Below are 18,703 nucleotides of genomic sequence, written 5' to 3' on the forward strand. Positions count from 1 at the left end.
CGCGACGGCGGCGCGCACGCGATGATGCGTCGCGGTGCAGTATCAGGGGCGGAAATGGTGCACGAGGGCGCGGCCTGGGGAGGCGGCGTGCGTCATGCGTGCGGCGGATCGAACGGCGCCGGCGGCGCGGACCGGGCGGGGCCGCCCCCGCGCCGCGCGCCGGCGAGGCCCGGTTCAGGGCATCGCGCGGGTGCGGCGGCGGGCGGGTGCGGCGGCGGGCGGAGCGGCGCGTGGGGTGCGTGCGGGACGCACCGCAGGATCAGTAGCGCGGAACGGACGGATCGACGTCGCGCGACCACGCGTCGATGCCGCCTTGCAGGTTGTAGAGCTTCGTGTAGCCGCGCGAGGCGAGGAACATCGCGACCTGCGCGCTGCGCATGCCGTGATGGCAGACGCAGACGATCTCCGCGTCGTCGTCCAGCTCCTCGCTGCGCGCGGGGATCTGCTGCATCGGGATCGACACGCTGTTCGCGATCCGCGCGGTCTCGATCTCCCACGGCTCGCGCACGTCGAGCACGACGGGCGCGGGGCGCGACGCGTCGGCCAGCCAGGCGGCGAGATCGCGGGCGGTCAGGATCTGCATCGTCATCGTGCGGCTCAGAACTTGAAGCGCGACGGCTCGACCGCGTTGACGAGGTGATCGACGTAGGTTTCGAACACGTCGGCGACGCGGAACTGGGTGTCGTCGACGCGCGTGATGATCTGCGCCTTCATGACTGGCCGGCCGCCGACGAACGCCGCGAGGCGGCCGCCGACCTTCAGCTGTTCGAGCAGCGCCTGCGGCACCACGGGCAGGCCGCCCGACACGCAGATCACGTCGAAGGGCGCCTTCGCGGGCAGGCCCTGCGAGCCGTCGGCGAGCACGACTTCGGCGTTGGTCACGCCGTTGTTCCTGAGGTTCTCGGCGGCGAGCGCCGCGAGCGCCGGATCGATCTCGACCGACACGACGTGCTGCGCGCGATGCGCGAGCAGGGCCGCCATGAAGCCGGAGCCGGCGCCGATCTCGAGCACGCTTTCGTGCTTCTTGACCGCGAGTTCCTGCAGGATGCGCGCCTCGACGCGCGGGAACAGCATCTTCCGGCCGCCGGGCAGCGGCAGCTCGAGGTCGGCGAACGCGAGGTTGCGGTGCGCGGCGGGGACAAAGTTTTCACGCTTGATCACCGACAGGAGATCCAGGACTTCCTGATCCAGCACGTCCCACGGCCGGATCTGCTGTTCGATCATATTGAAACGCGCGTTTTCGATATTCATGGTGGTCATGCAGCCGGATAGGCCATCAGCGAGGGTAGAGAAACGCCGCGATTGTACCAAACGGCGCGCCGGGCTCGCCTTCAGAAGGCCTGCGGGGCGGCCGCGGGCGGGTCAGCGCTTGCTGTTGCGCATCTGTTCCTCGAGCGCGAGGTCGAGCTTGCTGACCTTGCGCGGCTTTCTGGGGCCAAGTCCGTCGACGAACGCGACGAATTCGTCGAGCGGCAGCGGCGTGCACAGCTTCTCGGTCGCGCCGCTCGAACGGTCGGCCAGGTAGAACAGGTCGCCGGGCATGCTGACCGCCGCGTAACGGGGGTTGCCGGTGCGGGTCTTCAGGCGTTCGACCGCGTAGGTCGCTTTGGTGGTGCGCATCGTGCGGGGAAAACCGGGGGCGGGAAAACCGACACTTTAGCAAGAACCGGTCGCCCCCGCCCGGCGCGTCATACCGTGCTCGAATAGCGCGGCGCGGCGTTGCCGGCCAGGTAGGCGTCGAACACCATCGCGATGTTGCGCACGAACATCCGGCCGGCCGGATGGAGCGTCAGGCGGTCGGCGCCGATCGACAGCAGGCCGTCGCGCTCGAAGTCGCGCAGGCTGTCCAGCTCGCGCGCGAAGCGCTCCGCGAAGCGGATCCCGTAGATCGCCTCGAAGGTCTCGAACGGCAGTTCGAGATTGCACATCAGCTGCGTGATCAGGTCGCGGCGCAGCCGGTCCTCCGCGCTCAGGCGGATGCCGCGCGCGATCGGCAGGCGCCGCGCGTCGAGCGCCGCGCCGTAGGCGGGCAGGTCCTTCGCGTTCTGCGCGTAGACATCGCCGACCTTGCCGATCGACGACGCGCCGATGCCGATCAGGTCGGTGTCGGCCTGGGTGCTGTAGCCCTGGAAATTCCGCTGCAGCGTGCCGTCGCGCTGCGCGCGCACCAGTTCGTCGTCGAGGTGCGCGAAGTGGTCCATGCCGATGTAGACGTAGCCCGCGGCCGTCAGCCGCTCGATGGCGAGGCCGAGCAGGGCGAGCCGGGTCGCGGGATCGGGCAGCGCGGCCGCGTCGATTTGCCGCTGCATCTTGAACAGGTGCGGCAGGTGCGCGTAGCCGAACACCGACAGGCGGCCCGGCGCGAGTTCGATGATCGTGTCGAGCGTGCGCGAGAAGCTGTCGACGGTCTGGTGCGGCAGCCCGTAGATCAGGTCGATGCTGGTCGAGCGGTAGCCGAGCGCGGGCGCGGCCGCGAGCAGGCGCGCGGTCAGGTCGAGCGGCTGGACGCGGTTGATCGCCTGCTGCACCTGCGGATCGATGTCCTGCACGCCCAGGCTCAGCCGGTTGAAACCCTGTTCGCGCAGGTGCGCGAGCGTGTCGGGCGACGCGGTGCGCGGGTCGATCTCGATCGAGAATTCGCCGTGCCGGTCCGGCGCGAGCGTGAAGTGCTCACGGATCGCCTCCATCAGCTCGGCCGTCTCGTCGCCGGACAGGAAGGTCGGCGTGCCGCCGCCCCAGTGCAGCTGCGTGACGGTGCGGCCCGGGTCGAACAGCGCGGACTGCAGCGCCAGTTCGCGCCGCAGCTGGTCGAGGTAGGGCCGTGCGCGCGCGTGGTTGCGGGTCGCGATCCGGTTGCAGCCGCAGTAGAAGCACGCGGTCGCGCAGAACGGCACGTGCAGGTACAGCGACAGCTCGCTGGCCGCCGCGCCCGGATCGGCCGCCGCGCGGAGGTAGTCGGCGGGATCGAAGTCGTCGCGGAACTGCGGCGCGGTCGGGTAGGACGTATAGCGGGGGCCGTTCGCGCTGTATTTCGCGAGCAGGTCGGGGCGGAACAGATCGGAGGCGGAGGGCGTCGTCATGCGGGGCTCGGAGCGTGCTTCAGGACGCTTCCGAGTATATAAACGGGCGCGCGCGCCGAATTGTGTAATAACGTCGCAGCAGACGAGGGATGGCACAATGCGGTTTCGGCCGGCGTCGTGCGCGTTGCCGCCGAGGTCGTTGCAGCGCAGGGTATCGAGGCAGGTTGGGGATGGATCCGATGGTTGAGGAAGGTCAGGCAGGGTTGCCGGAGCGGGCGGCGCATGCGTGCCGCGAAGGCTGCGCGGCGTGTTGCATCGCGCCGTCGATTTCGACCCCGATCCCCGGGATGCCGGACGGCAAGCCGGCCGGCGTGCCCTGCGTGCAGCTCGACGCCGACGCGCGCTGCAGGATCTTCGGCCGCCCCGAACGGCCCGCGTGCTGCGGCGGCCTGCAGCCCAGCGACGAGATGTGCGGCGGCACCCGCGCCCACGCGCTCGCCTGGCTCACCACGCTGGAAGCCGCGACGCGGCCCTCAGCCCAGACCCCATCAGCAGGAGATTGCGCATGATCCCATCGAGCGCGCCGGGCCGGCGCCGCTTCCTGTCCGCGTCGCTGGCGGCGCTCGGCGCAGCCGTCTCGCTCGCCGCGTGCGCATCGACGTTCCCGTTCATTCCCGATCACTACACGTTCTCGCAGGGCGACGTGCAGAAGGCGATCGCGCGCAAGTTCCCGTACCAGCACACCGTCGCGCAGGTGGTCGAGGTCGCGCTCGCGAATCCGGCGGTGGGGCTGAAGCCCGAGCAGAACCGGGTGGCGGTGCAGCTCGACGCCCGCTTCACGAGCCCGTTCCTGCGCGCGCCGGTGAACGGCACCTTCACGGTGTCCGGCCAGCTCGCCTACGACGCGCCGAGCCGTTCGGTGGTGCTGAAGTCGCCGGCCGTCGACAGCGTGAATCTCGACGGCGAAGCGCAGGCCTATACCCAGCAGATCGGCGCGGCCGCCGGGATGCTCGCGACCCAGCTGTTGACCAACTATCCGATCTACACGTTCAAGCCCGAGCAGCTGCAATTCGGCGGGGTGAACTACGAACCCGGTACAATCACAATTCTTACAAACGGCATACGTGTGGCGATCGTCGAAAAATGACGAGATGCGACGCGCGTGGCCGGGCGGGTCGCGCGTCGGGTGGGCGCCGTGGCCTTTTCCGGGACTTTCGAAACTGGGCTACGGATGGATTGGATCCTGATCTGCAAAGCGTTGCTCCTCGGCGTGGTCGAGGGGCTGACGGAATTTCTGCCGGTGTCGAGCACCGGCCACCTGATCGTTGCCGGCAGCTTCCTGAACTTCAACGACGCACACGCGAAGACCTTCGACGTCGTGATCCAGTTCGGCGCGATCCTGGCCGTGTGCTGGGAATATCGGCGGCGGATCGGCGCGGTGATCGGCGGGCTGCCGAGCCAGCCGCAGGCGCGCCGCTTCACGCTCAACGTCGTGATCGCGACGATTCCGGCGGTCGCGCTCGGGCTGTTGTTCGAGAAGGCGATCAAGGCGGCGCTGTTCTCGCCCGTGCCGGTCGCGTTTGCGCTGGTCGCGGGCGGGCTCGTGATCCTGTGGGCGGAAGCGCGTCAGCGCGAGCGCACCGAGCCGCCGCGCGTACAGACGATCGATGCGCTCACGCCGGTCGACGCGCTCAAGGTCGGTCTCGCGCAATGCTTCGCGCTGGTTCCGGGCATGTCGCGCTCGGGCTCGACCATCATCGGCGGGATGTTGTTCGGGCTCGACCGGCGCGTCGCGACCGAGTTCTCGTTCTTTCTCGCGATCCCGATCATCTTCGGCGCGACGCTCTATGAAACCGTGAAGGACTGGCACGCGTTCTCGGTCGACGCGATCGGATTGTTCTCGATCGGGCTCCTGGCCGCGTTCATCAGCGCATTCGCGTGCGTGCGCTGGTTGCTGCGCTATATCGCGTCGCACGACTTCACCGTGTTCGCGTGGTATCGGATCGTGTTCGGGCTGTTCGTGCTGCTCGTCGGGTATAGCGGCTGGCTCAACTGGAATTGAGGCGGCGACGCCGGCGCTGATGCCGGCGGCGCGGCAATGAAAAAGGCGGCGGCCTCGGACGAGGGCGCCGCCTTTTTGTTGTGGGCCGCGTGCCGTGCGTATCAGCCTGCGCGCTTTTTGAACACGAGGTCCCAGACGCCGTGACCGAGGCGCAGCCCGCGCCGTTCGAACTTCGTCACCGGCCGGTAGTCGGGGCGCGGCGCGTAGTCGTCGGCGGTGTTGTCGAGCGAGGGGTCGGCGCTCAATACCTCGAGCATCTGTTCCGCGTAGTTCTGCCAGTCGGTCGCGCAGTGCAGGTAGGCGCCCGGCTTCAGGTGCGCGGCGAGCTTCGCGACGAACGGCGGCTGGATCAGCCGGCGCTTGTGGTGGCGCGCCTTGTGCCACGGATCGGGGAAGAAGATGTGCACGCCGTCGAGGCTCGCGGGCGCGATCATGTGCTCGAGCACCTCGACCGCGTCGTGCTGGATGATGCGGATGTTGGTCAGGTTCTGTTCGCCGATCAGCTTCAGCAGCGCGCCGACGCCGGGCTCGTGGACCTCGACGCCGAGGAAGTCGTCGCCGGGGCGCAGCGCCGCGATTTCCGCGGTCGACGCGCCCATGCCGAAGCCGATCTCGAGGATGCGCGGCGCGGCGCGGCCGAACACCAGGTTCCAGTCGGGTTGCTCGGGCGTGTACGGGACCACGTAGCGCGGGCCAAGCTCGTCGAGCGCGCGGCGCTGGCCGGTCGAGACGCGGCCGGCGCGCGTGACGAAGCTGCGGATGCGGCGGTGGCGCAGCGGATTGTCCGAGTTGTTCGCGTCGGAGGGGGTGTCGTCGGCGCTCGCGCCGTCTTGCGGCAGGGCGGGGTCGTTCGGATCGTGGATCATCTTCGCAATCAGTGAGCGGGGCGGCGGTGCCTGGTCGCGTGCGGCGGGTGGGACCCGTCCGGCGCCCGATACGAAAAAGCCGCCTTCGACGAGGCGGCTTCGCGCGGGCTACACGGTGCGATTCAGGCTGCCTGGCAGCGGAAGGTGGAGCGGGCGATATTGTCCCACATAAGCGGAACCGCGGTCCAGAGACCGGCTGGCTAGCCTGCTGCACGGCCCTGCTGTCGGGACGAGCGGCATTGCGCCGAAGCCTTTTCGAGCCGCTGGGCGTCGGCGTGACTTGATTCGGTGGGCTCGTCCTTCGGTGGGAATGGGGGGCGTATGCCTGGTCCGGCATGGCGTGTGAAAGGGAAGGCGGGGACTGGGTGTGCGGACTACGCGATTCGATGGTGGCTATTTTTCTCGAGACCCGAAGGAGCAATTGAGGGATCATGCATTCTTTCATCTTTTTGCGTGAGGGACTGCATGGACGTCGGGAGCAAGAATCACCGGATTGACAATATCGAGTTCAACGTCACGGACATCGCGCGCAGCAAGCGCTTCTACGGCACGGCGTTCAGTTGGACTTTCACCGACTACGGCCCTGCCTACAGCGAGTTCAGCGATGGCCGCTTGACTGGCGGCTTCGCCATGGGCGAGCAGGTGCGGCCGGGCGGGCCGCTCGTGATCTTGTATGCCGATGATCTTGCCGATGCGCAACGACGCGTGGTGTCGGCCGGCGGGCAGATCAGCCGCGAACCGTTTTCGTTTCCTGGCGGGCGCCGGTTTCATTTCATCGATCCCGATGGCTACGAACTGGCGGTGTGGTCTGCGCAATAGCAGCCGTGGACGCATGCTCCCCGACGCGCGCGAGCGTCGGGGAGGCAATCTTTTCGATTCGATTGCGCCATCCGTTTCATGAGATCTTGAATTTTCCACGGAGGATCCCTGCAAGGCGTCGTTGCGGCGCATGCGGGGATTCACGCACGTCAGGCCGGATATCCCAGCGTATCCCGCAGCCGGTGCCAGTTGATTGCCAGGGCAGCGCCGAGCTGCCGGGCGGGATAGAGCGGCAGGCGCGAGATCGGCGTGACGGGGAAGTCGAGCTGAGCGACATCATGCCCACGCACGGCCTGCGCGAGCACGCGGCCGAGCGCCGTACCCATCGCCACGCCGCGGCCGCAGTATCCATAGGCGGTCCATACGCCGTCCGCCAGGCGGTGCAGACGGGGCAAGTCATCGATGGTCATGCCCACACGACACACCCATCCATGGGGCCAAGTCGCATCGGCGAGTTCGGGATAGCGCTTGATGGCGGCGTTTCGAAGCTGCGCGCGCGTCGCGGGATCGAGCGTTTCGGCAGAGCGTCCGCGGCCGCCGATGACAAAGCGGCCCTCGGGGTCGATGCGGCAGTAGTACGTGATCTTGCGCGTCTCGGAGATGCCTGCGCGGCGCGGCATGACGACGTCACGCAACGCTGACGGAAGAGGATCCGTGGCGATCTGCGCACTCGACACGGTGACGTACGATTGCGCGACCGCGGGCCATAGCCGGTCGGTGTAGGCATCGGTAGCCAGGATTACTTGCCGTGCGTGAACGAGGTAGCCGTTCACGGTCAGCGCGATACGGCTTCCTGTCGGTATGACCGCGCTGACATGCGAGTGCTCATGGATGATTGCGCCGCACGCGATTGCAGCGTTTGCGAATCCTCTCGCGTAGGCAAGCGGATGCACCGCTCCGGCGCGCCGCTCGAGCAAGCCCGCGGGCCAGAATGTCGAACCGGTCGCCGCTGCCATGGCATCGCGTTCGAGGTATTCGACGTCGCCGCCGTGCATGTTGATCTCCTCGGCCCTGGCTCGCAAATAGCGCGCGGACATGTCGGAATACGCACCCTGGATCCAGCCGCCGCGCGCCGCGTCGCAATCGATCCGATAGCGCTCGACAAGTTCGAACAGCTCATCCGCGTTGCGGTAGGCAAATCGCATCATGCGCGCGGCGCGCTCTGCTCCAAAGCGGGCGATGAGGGCCGACGGCGTCGGTTTGAAGCCTGGGACCACCTGGCCTCCATTGCGGCCCGACGCACGGTGAGCGATTTCGTGAGCCTCGAAGAGCGCCACCTTGATGCCGGACTGGGCAAGGTGGAGCGCAGCCGACAATCCCGTGAAGCCCCCGCCGATCACGGCGACATCGATGGAAAGCGGCGCGGAGATGGGGGGCGCTGCCTGACGCGGGAGCGTGGTGGCAGCCCAGAGCGTGGACGTCGGCATGAAGGAATTGGGCGTCATGGCAAGCCTATACGTTATGCGGATTCGGAGATGGCGAAGGTCTTTCGCTGCTTCAGGCGGCGTGGGTGACGCGCCGCAGGAAATCCCGCGTGCGCTCGTTGGCCGGTGCGGTGAGAATTTCTCTCGATGGTCCTTGCTCGGCGATTCGCCCGCCATCGAGGAACAACACCCGGTCGGATACGTTTCGGGCGAAGTCCATCTCGTGCGTCACGACGATCATCGTCATGCCTTTCTCGGCCAGCCCGCGCATCACGGCCAGAACCTCGCCGACCAATTCCGGATCGAGCGCGGAGGTGGGTTCGTCGAACAGAATGGCGTCGGGCTGCATCGCCAATGCGCGTGCAATGGCGACGCGCTGCTGCTGACCGCCCGATAACTGATGCGGGTAGTGATCGACCTTTTCAGCCAGACCTACGCTGGCCAGCAGTTCGCGCCCGCGATCGGCAGCCGCGGCGGCATCTTCCCCCTTCACGTGAACGGGACCTTCCGTGACGTTTCCGAGCGCCGTGCGATGGGGAAAGAGATTGAACCGCTGGAAGACCATCGCGACGCGTTGCCGGACCAGACGGATTCCCGCGTGTCCGGCGTCGACGCGAATGCCTTCCACCGAAATACTTCCTTCGTCATAGCGTTCCAACCCGTTGATACAACGCAACAGCGTCGACTTGCCCGAACCCGACGGGCCGATCAGGCAAACCACTTCGCCTGGGTGGATCTCGGCGTTGACGCCGTTCAGCACGCGGTGCGTACCGAATGACTTGCTCAGGTGCTCGATCTTGATCATTTGCTGCTCCCCATGCGTTTTTCGAGGCGGCCGAGCGAGTACATCATCGGCAGGCTCATGGCGAGGTACATCAGTGCGACAAGCGTAAAGACCGTCGCGCTCTTGAAGGTCGCCGATGCGATCAGCTTGCTTTGCATCGACAATTCGACCACGGTGATGACTGCGGTTTGGGAGGAGTCCTTGAGCATCATCACGACATTGTTGCCGTACGGCGGTAGTGCGATGCGCAGCGCCTGCGGCAGAATCACCCGCCGCATCAACTTCGTCCGCGACATGCCCAACGACTGTGCGGCCTCGAACTGCCCGACATCCACGGCGTTGATGCCGGCGCGGAATACTTCCGCCATATACGAGGAATAGGCGATGCCGAGCCCCAGGGAGCCGGCCTGGAAGGCGGTCAGGCTGATGCCGATCTCCGGGATCACGAAGTACATGTAGAACAGCACCACGATGATCGGGACGCCGCGGATGACGTTGGTCAGCACGCGGCTTGCATGGGCAAGCGGGGCGATGCCGCTCACGCGCAGAAGCGCCCAGCACAAGCCGAGCAGCGTGGCAATCGCCAGCGCCGCGACGGTGATGTAGATCGTGGTCAGTGCGCCTTGAAGCAGCAAGGGGAGGTAGGCCACTGCATCGGTCAGGAAAGAATCGAGCATCTGCAACTCTCGGGAGCGTGTGCATGCATCCCGTCGGGGACAGGCCTCATGGATGCATGCGTGGTGGAGACGAGTCGATCAGGACGTGACGTGCCACTTCGCGAGGATCGCGCTGAGCGTCCCGTCGCGGCGGAGCTTGGCGATTGCCTCGTTGAGCCGCGCGACCGTCGCGGCATTGCCCTTCTTGACGGCCAGGGCGATGTCAGTGGCGATCACCGGTTTGTAGGTGTCGACGAAGCGCACGTTTGCGCCGACCTGACGCACCTGGTAGGCGACCACGGGGCCGTCGCCGAATGCGGCATCGAGACGGCCAAGCGAGATGTCGCGGACCATGTCGGCCATCGTGTCGTACATCTTGACCTCCTTGAAGGCGCCGGCAGCCTTGATCGGTTCGACATAGGTCGTGCCGACCTGGACGCCGACGGTCTTGCCCTTCAGGTCCGCAAAGCTGCGATAAGGCGTGCTGTCCTTTGCCGACACGATCAGCCCTTCGCCATAGCTGACGACGACGTCCGAGAAGTCGACGACCTGGGCGCGTGCAGGAGTGCGCGCGAAGGCGGAAGCGATGATCCGGATCTTGCCGGTTTGCAGCGCCGGCACGAGCGAGGTGAAGGGAATCGGCATGATGTCGGGTTTGAAGCCCACTTCCTTGCCGACCGCATCAGCGATGTCGATCATCACGCCTTTGAGCGTGTTGGTCTGTGGGTCGAGATAGTTGAACGGCACCGCGCTCGGCGTGGCGCCGACCTTCAAGGACGGCAGGTCGGCGTATGCCGTCGAGATCGCGGCGGCAGCCGCCATCACGGCGACCCACGACTTCATGGTTTTCTGCAACATGTGGACTCCCTTCGTGAAACCGTATCGATGACGCGCGGCACAAGCCGGCAAGCACCGGCTGGAAAAATTATTCAGCGAGCGTTTTGCTATTGCATAGCGATACTAATGAATTGCATGTTGATTTGATCGTGCGACAGGGGCGGAGAATCGTCAATAGTCAAAAGACCCGGTTGCGATATGAAATGACGGCGGATAGGATTTCGTATCGATTTTGAGATCGTGATGTCGCGAGATATTTGATTTATTTTCCGTGGCCTCATGCGGTAGATAAATATCGAGATTTAATCTCCATTTTGTGAGCTGATTTACGTTGCCGCCAACGCACGGATGATCATGAACCCCGAAGACTCGACGCTCTATGTGCAATCTTTCGCCACGGGCATCGCGGTGCTGGATGCATTCGATGTGCAGCACGCATCGATGAGCTTGCCGGAGATTGCCGCTGCCGCGGGTATCAGTCGCAGCGCGGCCCAGCGGTTCGCCTTTACGCTCGAAGCGATCGGCTTGTTGATGAAAGATCCGGTCAGTAAGCGTTATTCGCTGTCGTCGCGTACCCTGGATGCGGGTTGTCGCTATCTGCAGTCGCATCCGCTGCTGGATCGAGCCAATCCCTATCTGCTCGAACTCAATCGCAGCGCGGGTGAAACAGTCAACCTGGCGGAGCCGGCCGGGACGGACATGATCTATATCGGCCGATTCCCGAGCCCGATGCGGCTGATGGTGCACATGCCGATTGGCCGCCGGATCCCGATGTACTGTTCTTCGGCCGGACGGGCGTTTCTGTCGTGTCTGCCCGAAGAGCAGGCGCGTCGGGTCCTGCAAAGCACACAACCGGTGCGTTTCACGCCCAGCACGGTGGTGGATGTGGACGAGTTGCTCAAGCGTTTGCAGAGGGCGCGCCAGGATGGATATGCGTACTGCAACGGGGAGTATTACCGCGGCGACCTCGCGCTCGCCGTACCGGTATTCGATCTCGGTCAACGCGTGGTCGCGAGCTTGCAGGTTTCCGTGTCCGCGTCCAGGTGGTCGCTCGATCGAGCGGTGTCGCGTTTCGTGCCGATGATGCAGGAAACTGCGCGGCTGATCTCCACGACGCCGCCGACGCAGCGCGCTCTGGCATCGCTCCTTGGGCCTCATGTCGATCAACCGGCCACATTGGGTGATCGGGCGGGTTCCCGATAAGCAAATACCCGTCACTTGCTCAAGCAATACGACGATACCGACTGCCACGTTCTGACCTCCCAATCGCACAGCCGCGGGCAGATCGACTACGAACGCGACACCCTCCGCCATGAGGTGGTCCGCCCACCAGACAACCGGATTCGATCGCGGCTGCCGCGTCTCGCGAGACGCGTTCCGGCGCGGCGGGCCAACACGCCCTAGCGGGCAATCCACGCATCCGTCCAGTTCGTCCCCTTGCCGGGCTCGTAGTGTGCGAGAGAAAGTCCGCACCAGCCCGTGTACGGCCACGGCTTGCATTCGTAGATCTTGCCGCCGTTGGTGACGCGGTCGCCGGCCTGGTATTCCGTACCGGGCCGGTATGCGGGAACGTCGTCTCCGCCGCCGCCTTCGCCGCCTCCACCCCCGCCGCCTGACTGCCCCTTGACCTTGACCACATGGTTCGCGTTTGCCTTGCGACCCTGGGCGTCGGTGATCTCCACCCGGAACGTCAGGTTCTTGTCCTGTTCGAGTGCGGGCGCCTTGAAGGTCGCCTCGGCGCCCTTGACCTGCAACGCGATGCCGTCGAGGCTCGTCCACGCGTACTTCAGATCCTTGCCGCCGGAGCCGCCGGCCGAGAGCTTGACTTGATCGTTCGCGTTCGCCGTCGACGGTCCCTCGATCCGCGCGACAGGCGGCGGCACGAGACCGCAGGCTTCCGGCTGCAACCAGGGCTTGCCGAACTGCGCCGAGTTCAGATCCGGGCGCTGGCCGACATTCCAGAAGTTCTGGCGATACAGCTTGCCGTCGTAGACCACGGTCTCGTGGAACGTCGAGTAGGTCTTCTTGCTGTCCCACGCGGGTGCGTCGAGGCAAGCACTGCCGCTCGACTTGATCCGGAGGTCGTGACTCGCCTGCGAGTCGCGCCCTTGCTTGTCGACCACCTTCACCGTGATCCGATAATCGGTGTCCTGCTGCAGCGTCGGCGCGATGAAGCTGGCGTGCGCACCCCGTTGCTCGAATGTCAGTGCGGGCCGGCTGCTCCATGCATAGGTCAGATCCTGGCCGGTCGATGCCTGAGCGGACAACTCGACGCGTTGCCCGCCTGGCGCATCGGTCGGGCCGGTCAGCGCGGCGACAGGTGCGGGACCGGCGCCGCCGTCGCGATCGAGCAACTCCGCCGCGCGCACGAGATCGGGCTGCGTGCCGATGTTCTTGCCGGGATCGACCACCGGCAGCGGCTTGCCGCTGTCGACGAGAAGCTGGCGCATCTGCTTCGGCGCGATATTGCCGAGCCCGCGCTCGCGCGCAAGGCTTTGCAGCCACGCCACGCTGCCCGCGATGATCGGGTTCGCCGACGAGGTGCCGGCGAAGCCGATCGTGTACAGCTGATGCCTGCCTTGTTTCCAGGTCGTCGTCGTGACGTTGCTGCCCCAGCTGAACACGTCGACGCGGCTGCCGTATTCGGAGAAGTCATTGCGCGCGCCGGTTTCCGGGCTGCCCGCGCCGACGTAGATTGCGCCCGAATCGTTGCGTCGGCGATCGTAGCGGCCCTGATGGTGGGGGGCGTCGAGGTCGACGCCGCCGTTGGCAGCCGCGAGGATCACGTGCACGCCTTTTTCCTGGGTCAGATAGGAGATCGCGTCGAACGCGAGGTCGACGGTCTCGACCGGCAAGAGACAGTCGACGTTCGGGCCGCAGCCGTCGCTTATGTCATATTGCACGCCGATCTGAAGTACGTCGCCGGCCTGCAGCACGTTGCGCAGGTCGACAAGGCCTTCGGCACCGTACTTCGTATAGCCCGCCTGCGCCTTCGGCGCGATGCCGGTCACGCCGAAGCCGTTGGCCCGGCCGAACATGATGCCGGCCGAGCTTGTGTCGTGCGACCCGGTTCGGTGGGGCTCGGCGTGCCAGTGCTCGATGAACGGCTTCGGCAGGTCGACGTGTTCGTAGTCCCAGTGATCGCTCTCGTCCGACACGAGTCGCACCTTGTCGCCGAGATGGTCGTTGATGCGATGCGCCTCGAACGCGTTGACGCCGCCCAGCTTCCAGTACGAAGAAGCCGGGTCCGGCGGCCCCATGTAGTTTTGACAGATCCTCGCGTTCTTGCCTTCGCAGTTCGTGTAGTCGGGGATGCCGGCCGCACGTTCGCCGGCTTCAGGTGCGATTGCATCGGCGTCGGTTGACGGGGTGGGGCGTTGCTTGCTCATCGATACCGGCTTCGGCTCGACCTGCGCGCTTTCGACGAGCGGATTGCGCTTCAATGCGCGCACGAGTTCCTCGGCGTCGCGCCCTTGCAGCGACGCGGCCGAGATCTTGTAGTAGCGCGTGAGATTGTGCCGTTCGAGCGGGGCGCGTTCCGCCGCGCTGCGCGCAGCGCCTTGCGGGATCAACGGCTGCATGTTCGCCGCCAGACGTTTCAATTCCGCCATGTCGCGCTGGCGCTGCGGTTCGGCGGTGGCGCGTGCCGCCGGTTCCTGCGCCTCGGCCTTGATCCGGATGAAGATGGGGCGCGGATCGTCGGCTGCGAATGCGGCCGACGAAAAGGCTGCGCCGGCGACCAGCGCGAATAACGATAAGCCGAGTTTCTTGTGCACACCTGCTCCAGAACGGGTTCGATCGTGGTCTTCACCATCGGGGGAAGGCCGAGAGGCGCCGATTCTGGTGTTGTTGGGGCGATGTCCAAAACAAGTTCAAAGGTTTCTGAATGGGGCGAGGCGGGGTGGTGAAGGCAGGGTGTTCGAAGGGGGCGGCTTAGGGCAGGTTCACACTAGCGAAGGGCTTCGACGATCAGGGCGAAGTTGATAAAAGCCATGAACATCAAATCGAGTTTGTCGAAGCGCGAGAAGATGCGACGAAAGCCCTTCAATCGACGGAACAGCCGCTCGACTTCGTTGCGACGTTTATACATCTGTCGATCGTACTCCCAGGGCTCGACGCGCGTGCTCAACGGAGGAACGACCGGGATGAAGCCCAGATCAAGCGCGAGTTGTCGGGTTTCGTTGCCTTCGTCTGCCTTGTCCATCAGCAGATGCAGCGGCCGATTCGGCGGTCCCAGGCGTTCGAGTAATGCACGTCCGTGCGGCGCATCGCCGGCTTGACCGGGCGACAGTGCGAACGTTATGGCTGTTCGAGCATCCGCGGCAACCATATGAATCTTGGTTGTCCATCCTCCGCGGGACTTGCCGATCGCTTGGGGTCCATTTTTTTAACGCACCGGTGCCGTCAGGATGAACCTTCACGATCGGGCTATCCAGCGATACTGCTTCAATTCGAACGCGAATAATCTGGGCGCGCTGCAACTCCGTGAACACTCGGTCCAGTACGCCGTTGCGCGACTAACGATTCATGCGCGTGTAGATCGTATGCCAGCGACCGAAACGTGGCGGCAGGCCGCGCCATTTACATCCGTGCTCGGCAACATAGAGGATCGCGTTGAGCACTTGCAGGTTCGACAGGCTCACATTGCTCGCTGTTGCGGCAAGCAATGTTCGATCTGCTTGAATTGGGCTTCGGAGATTTCCATCTCCGAAGCATAACCTTCAATCAATGTAGTGTGAACACGCCCTAGGACAGACATGACCACATCAGCCGTGCTTTTGCTTTCAAGAGTCAGATGCTGGCCTGGTTCGTTCTGCGGCGCGCCTGCCTGTACAGAAATCAAGTCACGCCGAGAAGGGAATATGTCCATGACCGGTCCACGTCGAAGAGGTTGCCCACTCGGGAATTCTCCCCGCGCACTCAGCGCACCCGCATCTGCGCTATGCAAGGCACGGGTGCATGTCGTGAGAATTTCCGGGATCCCTGCTGGGTGAAGGCTCCGTCAATACTAGAAGTTTCACACATCTCTAGAAATGAGAAGTATCTGATTTACCCATCAGATATCTGCTGTTTAGGGATGTGGTGGGTCTGGCATATGGAGCACACCTTCAGGGTGCGAGTCCCCAGGGTGTAGCGCTTCAGAAGTCGGTGCGCGGCATTTGTTGTGGCTTAAATGACTGAGCCACATTTGGCCCGGTCAGGCCAAATGTGGCTCGATTTTTTATCTTTAATTTTCAATTGGTTATTTCAATTCGAGTCAAAGTTGGCTCGAAAAATCCGAGAAAAGAACACTTATCGCGACTTCCGAAGATTTGATGATTCCCAATGTCTCGATGAAATCAATTTAACCTATTGATAAATAAGAACAAAAAACAAAAACAAAAGCTGGCACAGCGTTTGCGTTAAGACCTCTGTCATCACCGATGGCATCGCGGCCCAACCGGCCTTTTCGTCAACGATACAAGGAAGCAGCTAATGCCGACTCCCGCCTATATCAGCATCCAGGGCAAGACCCAGGGCAACATCACCCAGGGCGCCTTCACCGCAGACTCCGTGGGCAACGTCTACCAGGAAGGTCATGAAGACCAGATCCTAGTCCAGGAAATCGAGCACTTGATTGCCACCCCAACGGACCCGCAGAGCGGCCAACCGTCCGGCCAACGCGTGCACAAGCCGTTCGTGTTCACCGCACCGCTGAACAAGGCCACCCCACTGCTGTACCAGGCCTTGGCCTCCGGCGAGATGCTGCCGGAAGTGGAAGTGAAGTGGTACCGCACCTCCACCGAGGGCAAGCAGGAGCACTTCTTCACCACCAAGCTCGAAGACGCCACCATCGTCAATATCAACACCGTTCTGCCGCACGCGCAGGACCCGAGCAAGGCCGAGTACACCCAACTGGTCAAGGTCTCCATGGCCTACCGCAAGATCACCTGGACCCATGCCATCGCCGGCACCGAAGCTTCGGACGACTGGCGCAAACCGCAGGAAGCCTGACCCCAGGCCAGAAGCGCGGCCGGCGCTTAGTGCGCCGGCCGTGCCGACCTTGAGCTGAGCGATAACCCGGGCAAGGGCCCAGGTTGCTATGGAGCCCGCCATGCCTACCCAATCCGATCTGCGCTTCGCCTTCGACCTTGTCGGCAGCGAGACACGCGACGTCTTCGAGGTCGTCGAGTTCGAGTGCCACGAAGCGCTGTCCGAGACCTTCCACCTCGCAGTCGAACTGACCTGCGCCAACCCCACGGTCGACTTCGGCCAGGTACTCGACCGCCCCGCTCGTCTGACCGTCTGGCATGGCGATACCCCGGTGCGCTACATTCACGGCGCCGTGTCCTCCTTCGTTCAGGGCGACACCGGTTTCCGGCGCACGCGCTACTCCGCCGTGGTCGAGCCGCGCCTCGCTCGCCTGAAGCTCAGCTCCGACTGGCGCATCTTCCAGGGCCTCACCGTCCCGCAAATCACCGAAGCCGTTCTCAAGGCTCACGGTCTCACCCAGGACTACGAGCAGCGCAACACCACCGAGCACCAGGCCCGCGAGTACTGCGTGCAGGCCGGCGACACCGACTACCACTTCATCGAACGCATCATGCGCGAGGAAGGCTTTTTCTATTCCTTCCGCCACAGCGCCGAGGGCCACCAGCTCGTCCACAGCGACCGCCTGTTCATCCACGGCCGCGTGGGCGACGAACCGGTGCAGTACAATCCCACGCCCGGCGGCGACCAGCCGCAGCCCGCGCTGCGCCGCTTCGCCTATACCGAGAACGTGCGCACCGCGCGCCAGACCCAGCGCGACTACACCTTCCACCATCCCCGCTACAGTCACCAGCACAGCCGTGACGGCGTCGACCTCGAGCATCAGGGCCGCCGCTACGAGCGCTACGACTACCCCGCCCGCGCCAAGTTCGACGAGGCCGGCAAGCCCTTCGCCGAGAACCGCCTGCGCGGCCACCGCCGCGATGCGCGCATCGCCCTGGTCGAAGGCGACGACCCGCGCCTGCAGCCGGGTGTCTCCTTCACTCTTGCCGGCCACCCGCGCGAGGACATGAACCGCGGCTGGCGTCCGGTCAGCATCGTCCACCGCGGCAAGCAGCACACCAGCCAGGCCGAAGAGAACGCCGAGGCGCAGACCGGCACCCACTACCACTATGAGGCCGAGTTGGTACCGGACGACGCCGAGTGGCGCGCCGAGCCGCTGCCCAAGCCGCGCATCGACGGCCCGCAGAACGCAGTGGTGGTCGGCCCGCCGAACGAGGAGATTTACACCGACGAGTACGGCCGGGTGAAGGTGCAGTTCCCGTGGGACCGCCTGGGCAAGCAGGACGAATACAGCTCTTGCTGGATCCGCGTCTCGCAGAACATCGCCGGCGCCACCTGGGGGCACATGGCCAGCCCGCAGGTGGCACAACCCCTATTCAAGGTATTCTGCCTCCCGGTACGCGCATCATTGGCGGCGAAATCCAGAAAGGATGGGTACGCGTTCAATCGATAGCCGAAGGCAACGTAACGCCTCCGAAGACAGGTGATGCCGCGATTGAGGCCCGCGCCATAAGCGGCTGGGCTCATCTTGCCGCGCTGGAGGCGCACTCACAGGTGCCGGAGACCTTTGATGAGGTGGTGGTTCCCAAGACCCCGATCAAGGTTAAAGCAGGAGCATTGCTCGGGCACTTGGGCGAGTATCGCCGGGTAGTCGACCCCAGCTCGTCCCGCCAGATGTTGCACCACGAGATCATCGCGGGCGCCGACCTTCCGGCCTATTTGAAGAAGAGTAGAGCCGCAGCGCTAGCGGCTAAACCGGAAGAAAGGACGGTGTTGCGAGTAGCGCCCGGCGCACAATTGCGCAATGCGGTCCTGGCCCCCATCCAGACAGGGGTTCTCCGCCTAGGGTTGGTACTGGAGCTTGATGGCATCCCGCCGGATGAGGCGACCTATGTGAAAGTCAAACCTGTGGCTGAGCTGCAATGGATAGAGCGACGAGCAAAGCTGCCGGCTGGAGCCCAAGAAACAAAGCTGTATCGACACACTAACACCAATCCCTATACCGCTACGGATCTTGTTGCCGAAAACAATCGAGGCACCGATGGACAGGCCAAGGCTACAGTGTATCGGGGCATTCGTGTCGCAACGCCGAATGCGGAGTCGGTATGGATTGCGGCGACTACCTACCGTGGTTTGTACGACCTCAAGAATCTCAAGAAAGAGAGGTTGGTGCTATCAGATCTTAGCGGCTGGAATAGCTAT

17 protein-coding genes and 1 pseudogene are annotated in these 18,703 nt (G+C 64.5%); 7 read left to right on the plus strand and 11 right to left on the minus strand.

Annotation, left to right across the window (positions count from 1 at the left end; translation table 11 throughout):
• Positions 1 to 259: 259 nt before the first annotated feature.
• The 4 genes from Bsp3421_RS16410 to hemN form a co-directional block, all read right to left on the minus strand.
• On the minus strand, positions 260 to 583 hold the full coding sequence (locus Bsp3421_RS16410) for a rhodanese-like domain-containing protein (protein ID WP_252984210.1): 324 nt from the start codon (positions 581 to 583) through the stop codon (positions 260 to 262).
• Positions 584 to 597: 14 nt separating this feature from the next.
• Positions 598 to 1,251 carry a protein-L-isoaspartate O-methyltransferase family protein gene (locus Bsp3421_RS16415; protein WP_274001625.1) on the minus strand — a complete coding sequence of 218 codons (654 nt, stop codon included), beginning with the start codon at positions 1,249 to 1,251 and terminating at the stop codon, positions 598 to 600.
• A gap of 111 nt (positions 1,252 to 1,362) precedes the next feature.
• Complete coding sequence (locus Bsp3421_RS16420; protein WP_274001626.1) at positions 1,363 to 1,620, minus strand: hypothetical protein; 258 nt, start codon at positions 1,618 to 1,620, stop codon at positions 1,363 to 1,365.
• 68 nt (positions 1,621 to 1,688) lie between these two features.
• Positions 1,689 to 3,080 carry an oxygen-independent coproporphyrinogen III oxidase gene (gene hemN / locus Bsp3421_RS16425; protein WP_274001627.1) on the minus strand — a complete coding sequence of 464 codons (1,392 nt, stop codon included), beginning with the start codon at positions 3,078 to 3,080 and terminating at the stop codon, positions 1,689 to 1,691.
• A 179-nt stretch (positions 3,081 to 3,259) separates the two neighbouring features.
• Here hemN and Bsp3421_RS16430 point away from each other — a divergent pair, with 179 nt between their 5' ends.
• The 3 genes from Bsp3421_RS16430 (at position 3,260) to Bsp3421_RS16440 (ending at position 5,082) form a co-directional block, all read left to right on the plus strand.
• Positions 3,260 to 3,589 (plus strand): YkgJ family cysteine cluster protein, encoded by a 330-nt coding sequence (locus Bsp3421_RS16430; RefSeq protein ID WP_443111609.1) that lies wholly within the window; start codon positions 3,260 to 3,262, stop codon positions 3,587 to 3,589.
• Positions 3,586 to 4,167 carry a DUF1439 domain-containing protein gene (locus tag Bsp3421_RS16435; RefSeq protein ID WP_274001629.1) on the plus strand — a complete coding sequence of 194 codons (582 nt, stop codon included), beginning with the start codon at positions 3,586 to 3,588 and terminating at the stop codon, positions 4,165 to 4,167. The genes Bsp3421_RS16430 and Bsp3421_RS16435 overlap by 4 nt, the downstream gene beginning before the upstream one ends.
• A gap of 84 nt (positions 4,168 to 4,251) precedes the next feature.
• Positions 4,252 to 5,082 (plus strand): undecaprenyl-diphosphate phosphatase, encoded by an 831-nt coding sequence (locus Bsp3421_RS16440; protein ID WP_274001631.1) that lies wholly within the window; start codon positions 4,252 to 4,254, stop codon positions 5,080 to 5,082.
• A gap of 101 nt (positions 5,083 to 5,183) precedes the next feature.
• Here Bsp3421_RS16440 and trmB read toward each other — a convergent pair whose 3' ends face one another.
• On the minus strand, positions 5,184 to 5,948 hold the full coding sequence (trmB, locus tag Bsp3421_RS16445) for a tRNA (guanosine(46)-N7)-methyltransferase TrmB (RefSeq protein WP_274001632.1): 765 nt from the start codon (positions 5,946 to 5,948) through the stop codon (positions 5,184 to 5,186).
• Between the two features lie 465 nt (positions 5,949 to 6,413).
• On the opposite strand from trmB, the gene Bsp3421_RS16450 reads away from it, so the two are divergent.
• Positions 6,414 to 6,767 carry a VOC family protein gene (locus Bsp3421_RS16450; RefSeq protein WP_274001634.1) on the plus strand — a complete coding sequence of 118 codons (354 nt, stop codon included), beginning with the start codon at positions 6,414 to 6,416 and terminating at the stop codon, positions 6,765 to 6,767.
• A gap of 149 nt (positions 6,768 to 6,916) precedes the next feature.
• On the opposite strand, the gene Bsp3421_RS16455 is transcribed toward Bsp3421_RS16450, so the two are convergent.
• The 4 genes from Bsp3421_RS16455 to Bsp3421_RS16470 all read right to left on the minus strand — a co-directional run bounded on the left by Bsp3421_RS16455 (position 6,917) and on the right by Bsp3421_RS16470 (position 10,453).
• Complete coding sequence (locus Bsp3421_RS16455; protein WP_274001637.1) at positions 6,917 to 8,212, minus strand: NAD(P)/FAD-dependent oxidoreductase; 1,296 nt, start codon at positions 8,210 to 8,212, stop codon at positions 6,917 to 6,919.
• A 52-nt stretch (positions 8,213 to 8,264) separates the two neighbouring features.
• Positions 8,265 to 8,996, minus strand: a complete 732-nt coding sequence (locus tag Bsp3421_RS16460) for an amino acid ABC transporter ATP-binding protein (protein WP_274001638.1) — start codon at positions 8,994 to 8,996, stop codon at positions 8,265 to 8,267.
• Entirely contained in the window at positions 8,993 to 9,652 is a 660-nt protein-coding gene (locus Bsp3421_RS16465) for an amino acid ABC transporter permease (protein ID WP_274001639.1), read from the minus strand. The genes Bsp3421_RS16460 and Bsp3421_RS16465 overlap by 4 nt, the downstream gene beginning before the upstream one ends.
• A gap of 78 nt (positions 9,653 to 9,730) precedes the next feature.
• Positions 9,731 to 10,453: a substrate-binding periplasmic protein gene (locus Bsp3421_RS16470; RefSeq protein ID WP_274001640.1), complete on the minus strand. Its 723-nt coding sequence runs from the start codon at positions 10,451 to 10,453 to the stop codon at positions 9,731 to 9,733.
• Between the two features lie 369 nt (positions 10,454 to 10,822).
• Between Bsp3421_RS16470 and Bsp3421_RS16475 the strand changes: the two genes are divergently transcribed.
• Entirely contained in the window at positions 10,823 to 11,671 is an 849-nt protein-coding gene (locus Bsp3421_RS16475) for an IclR family transcriptional regulator (protein ID WP_274001642.1), read from the plus strand.
• A gap of 197 nt (positions 11,672 to 11,868) precedes the next feature.
• On the opposite strand, the gene Bsp3421_RS16480 is transcribed toward Bsp3421_RS16475, so the two are convergent.
• Both Bsp3421_RS16480 and Bsp3421_RS16485 read right to left on the minus strand, forming a co-directional pair.
• Complete coding sequence (locus tag Bsp3421_RS16480) at positions 11,869 to 14,244, minus strand: S8 family serine peptidase (RefSeq protein WP_274001644.1); 2,376 nt, start codon at positions 14,242 to 14,244, stop codon at positions 11,869 to 11,871.
• Between the two features lie 173 nt (positions 14,245 to 14,417).
• A pseudogene (locus Bsp3421_RS16485) lies at positions 14,418 to 15,173 on the minus strand (IS5 family transposase).
• Between the two features lie 770 nt (positions 15,174 to 15,943).
• Between Bsp3421_RS16485 and Bsp3421_RS16490 the strand changes: the two are divergent.
• Both Bsp3421_RS16490 and tssI read left to right on the plus strand, forming a co-directional pair.
• Positions 15,944 to 16,462 (plus strand): Hcp family type VI secretion system effector, encoded by a 519-nt coding sequence (locus tag Bsp3421_RS16490; RefSeq protein ID WP_274001647.1) that lies wholly within the window; start codon positions 15,944 to 15,946, stop codon positions 16,460 to 16,462.
• A gap of 100 nt (positions 16,463 to 16,562) precedes the next feature.
• Positions 16,563 to 17,954 carry a type VI secretion system tip protein TssI/VgrG gene (tssI, locus tag Bsp3421_RS16495; RefSeq protein ID WP_274001649.1) on the plus strand — a complete coding sequence of 464 codons (1,392 nt, stop codon included), beginning with the start codon at positions 16,563 to 16,565 and terminating at the stop codon, positions 17,952 to 17,954.
• Positions 17,955 to 18,703: the final 749 nt, after the last annotated feature.

This window comes from Burkholderia sp. FERM BP-3421, assembly GCF_028657905.1.
Lineage (GTDB): Bacteria > Pseudomonadota > Gammaproteobacteria > Burkholderiales > Burkholderiaceae > Burkholderia.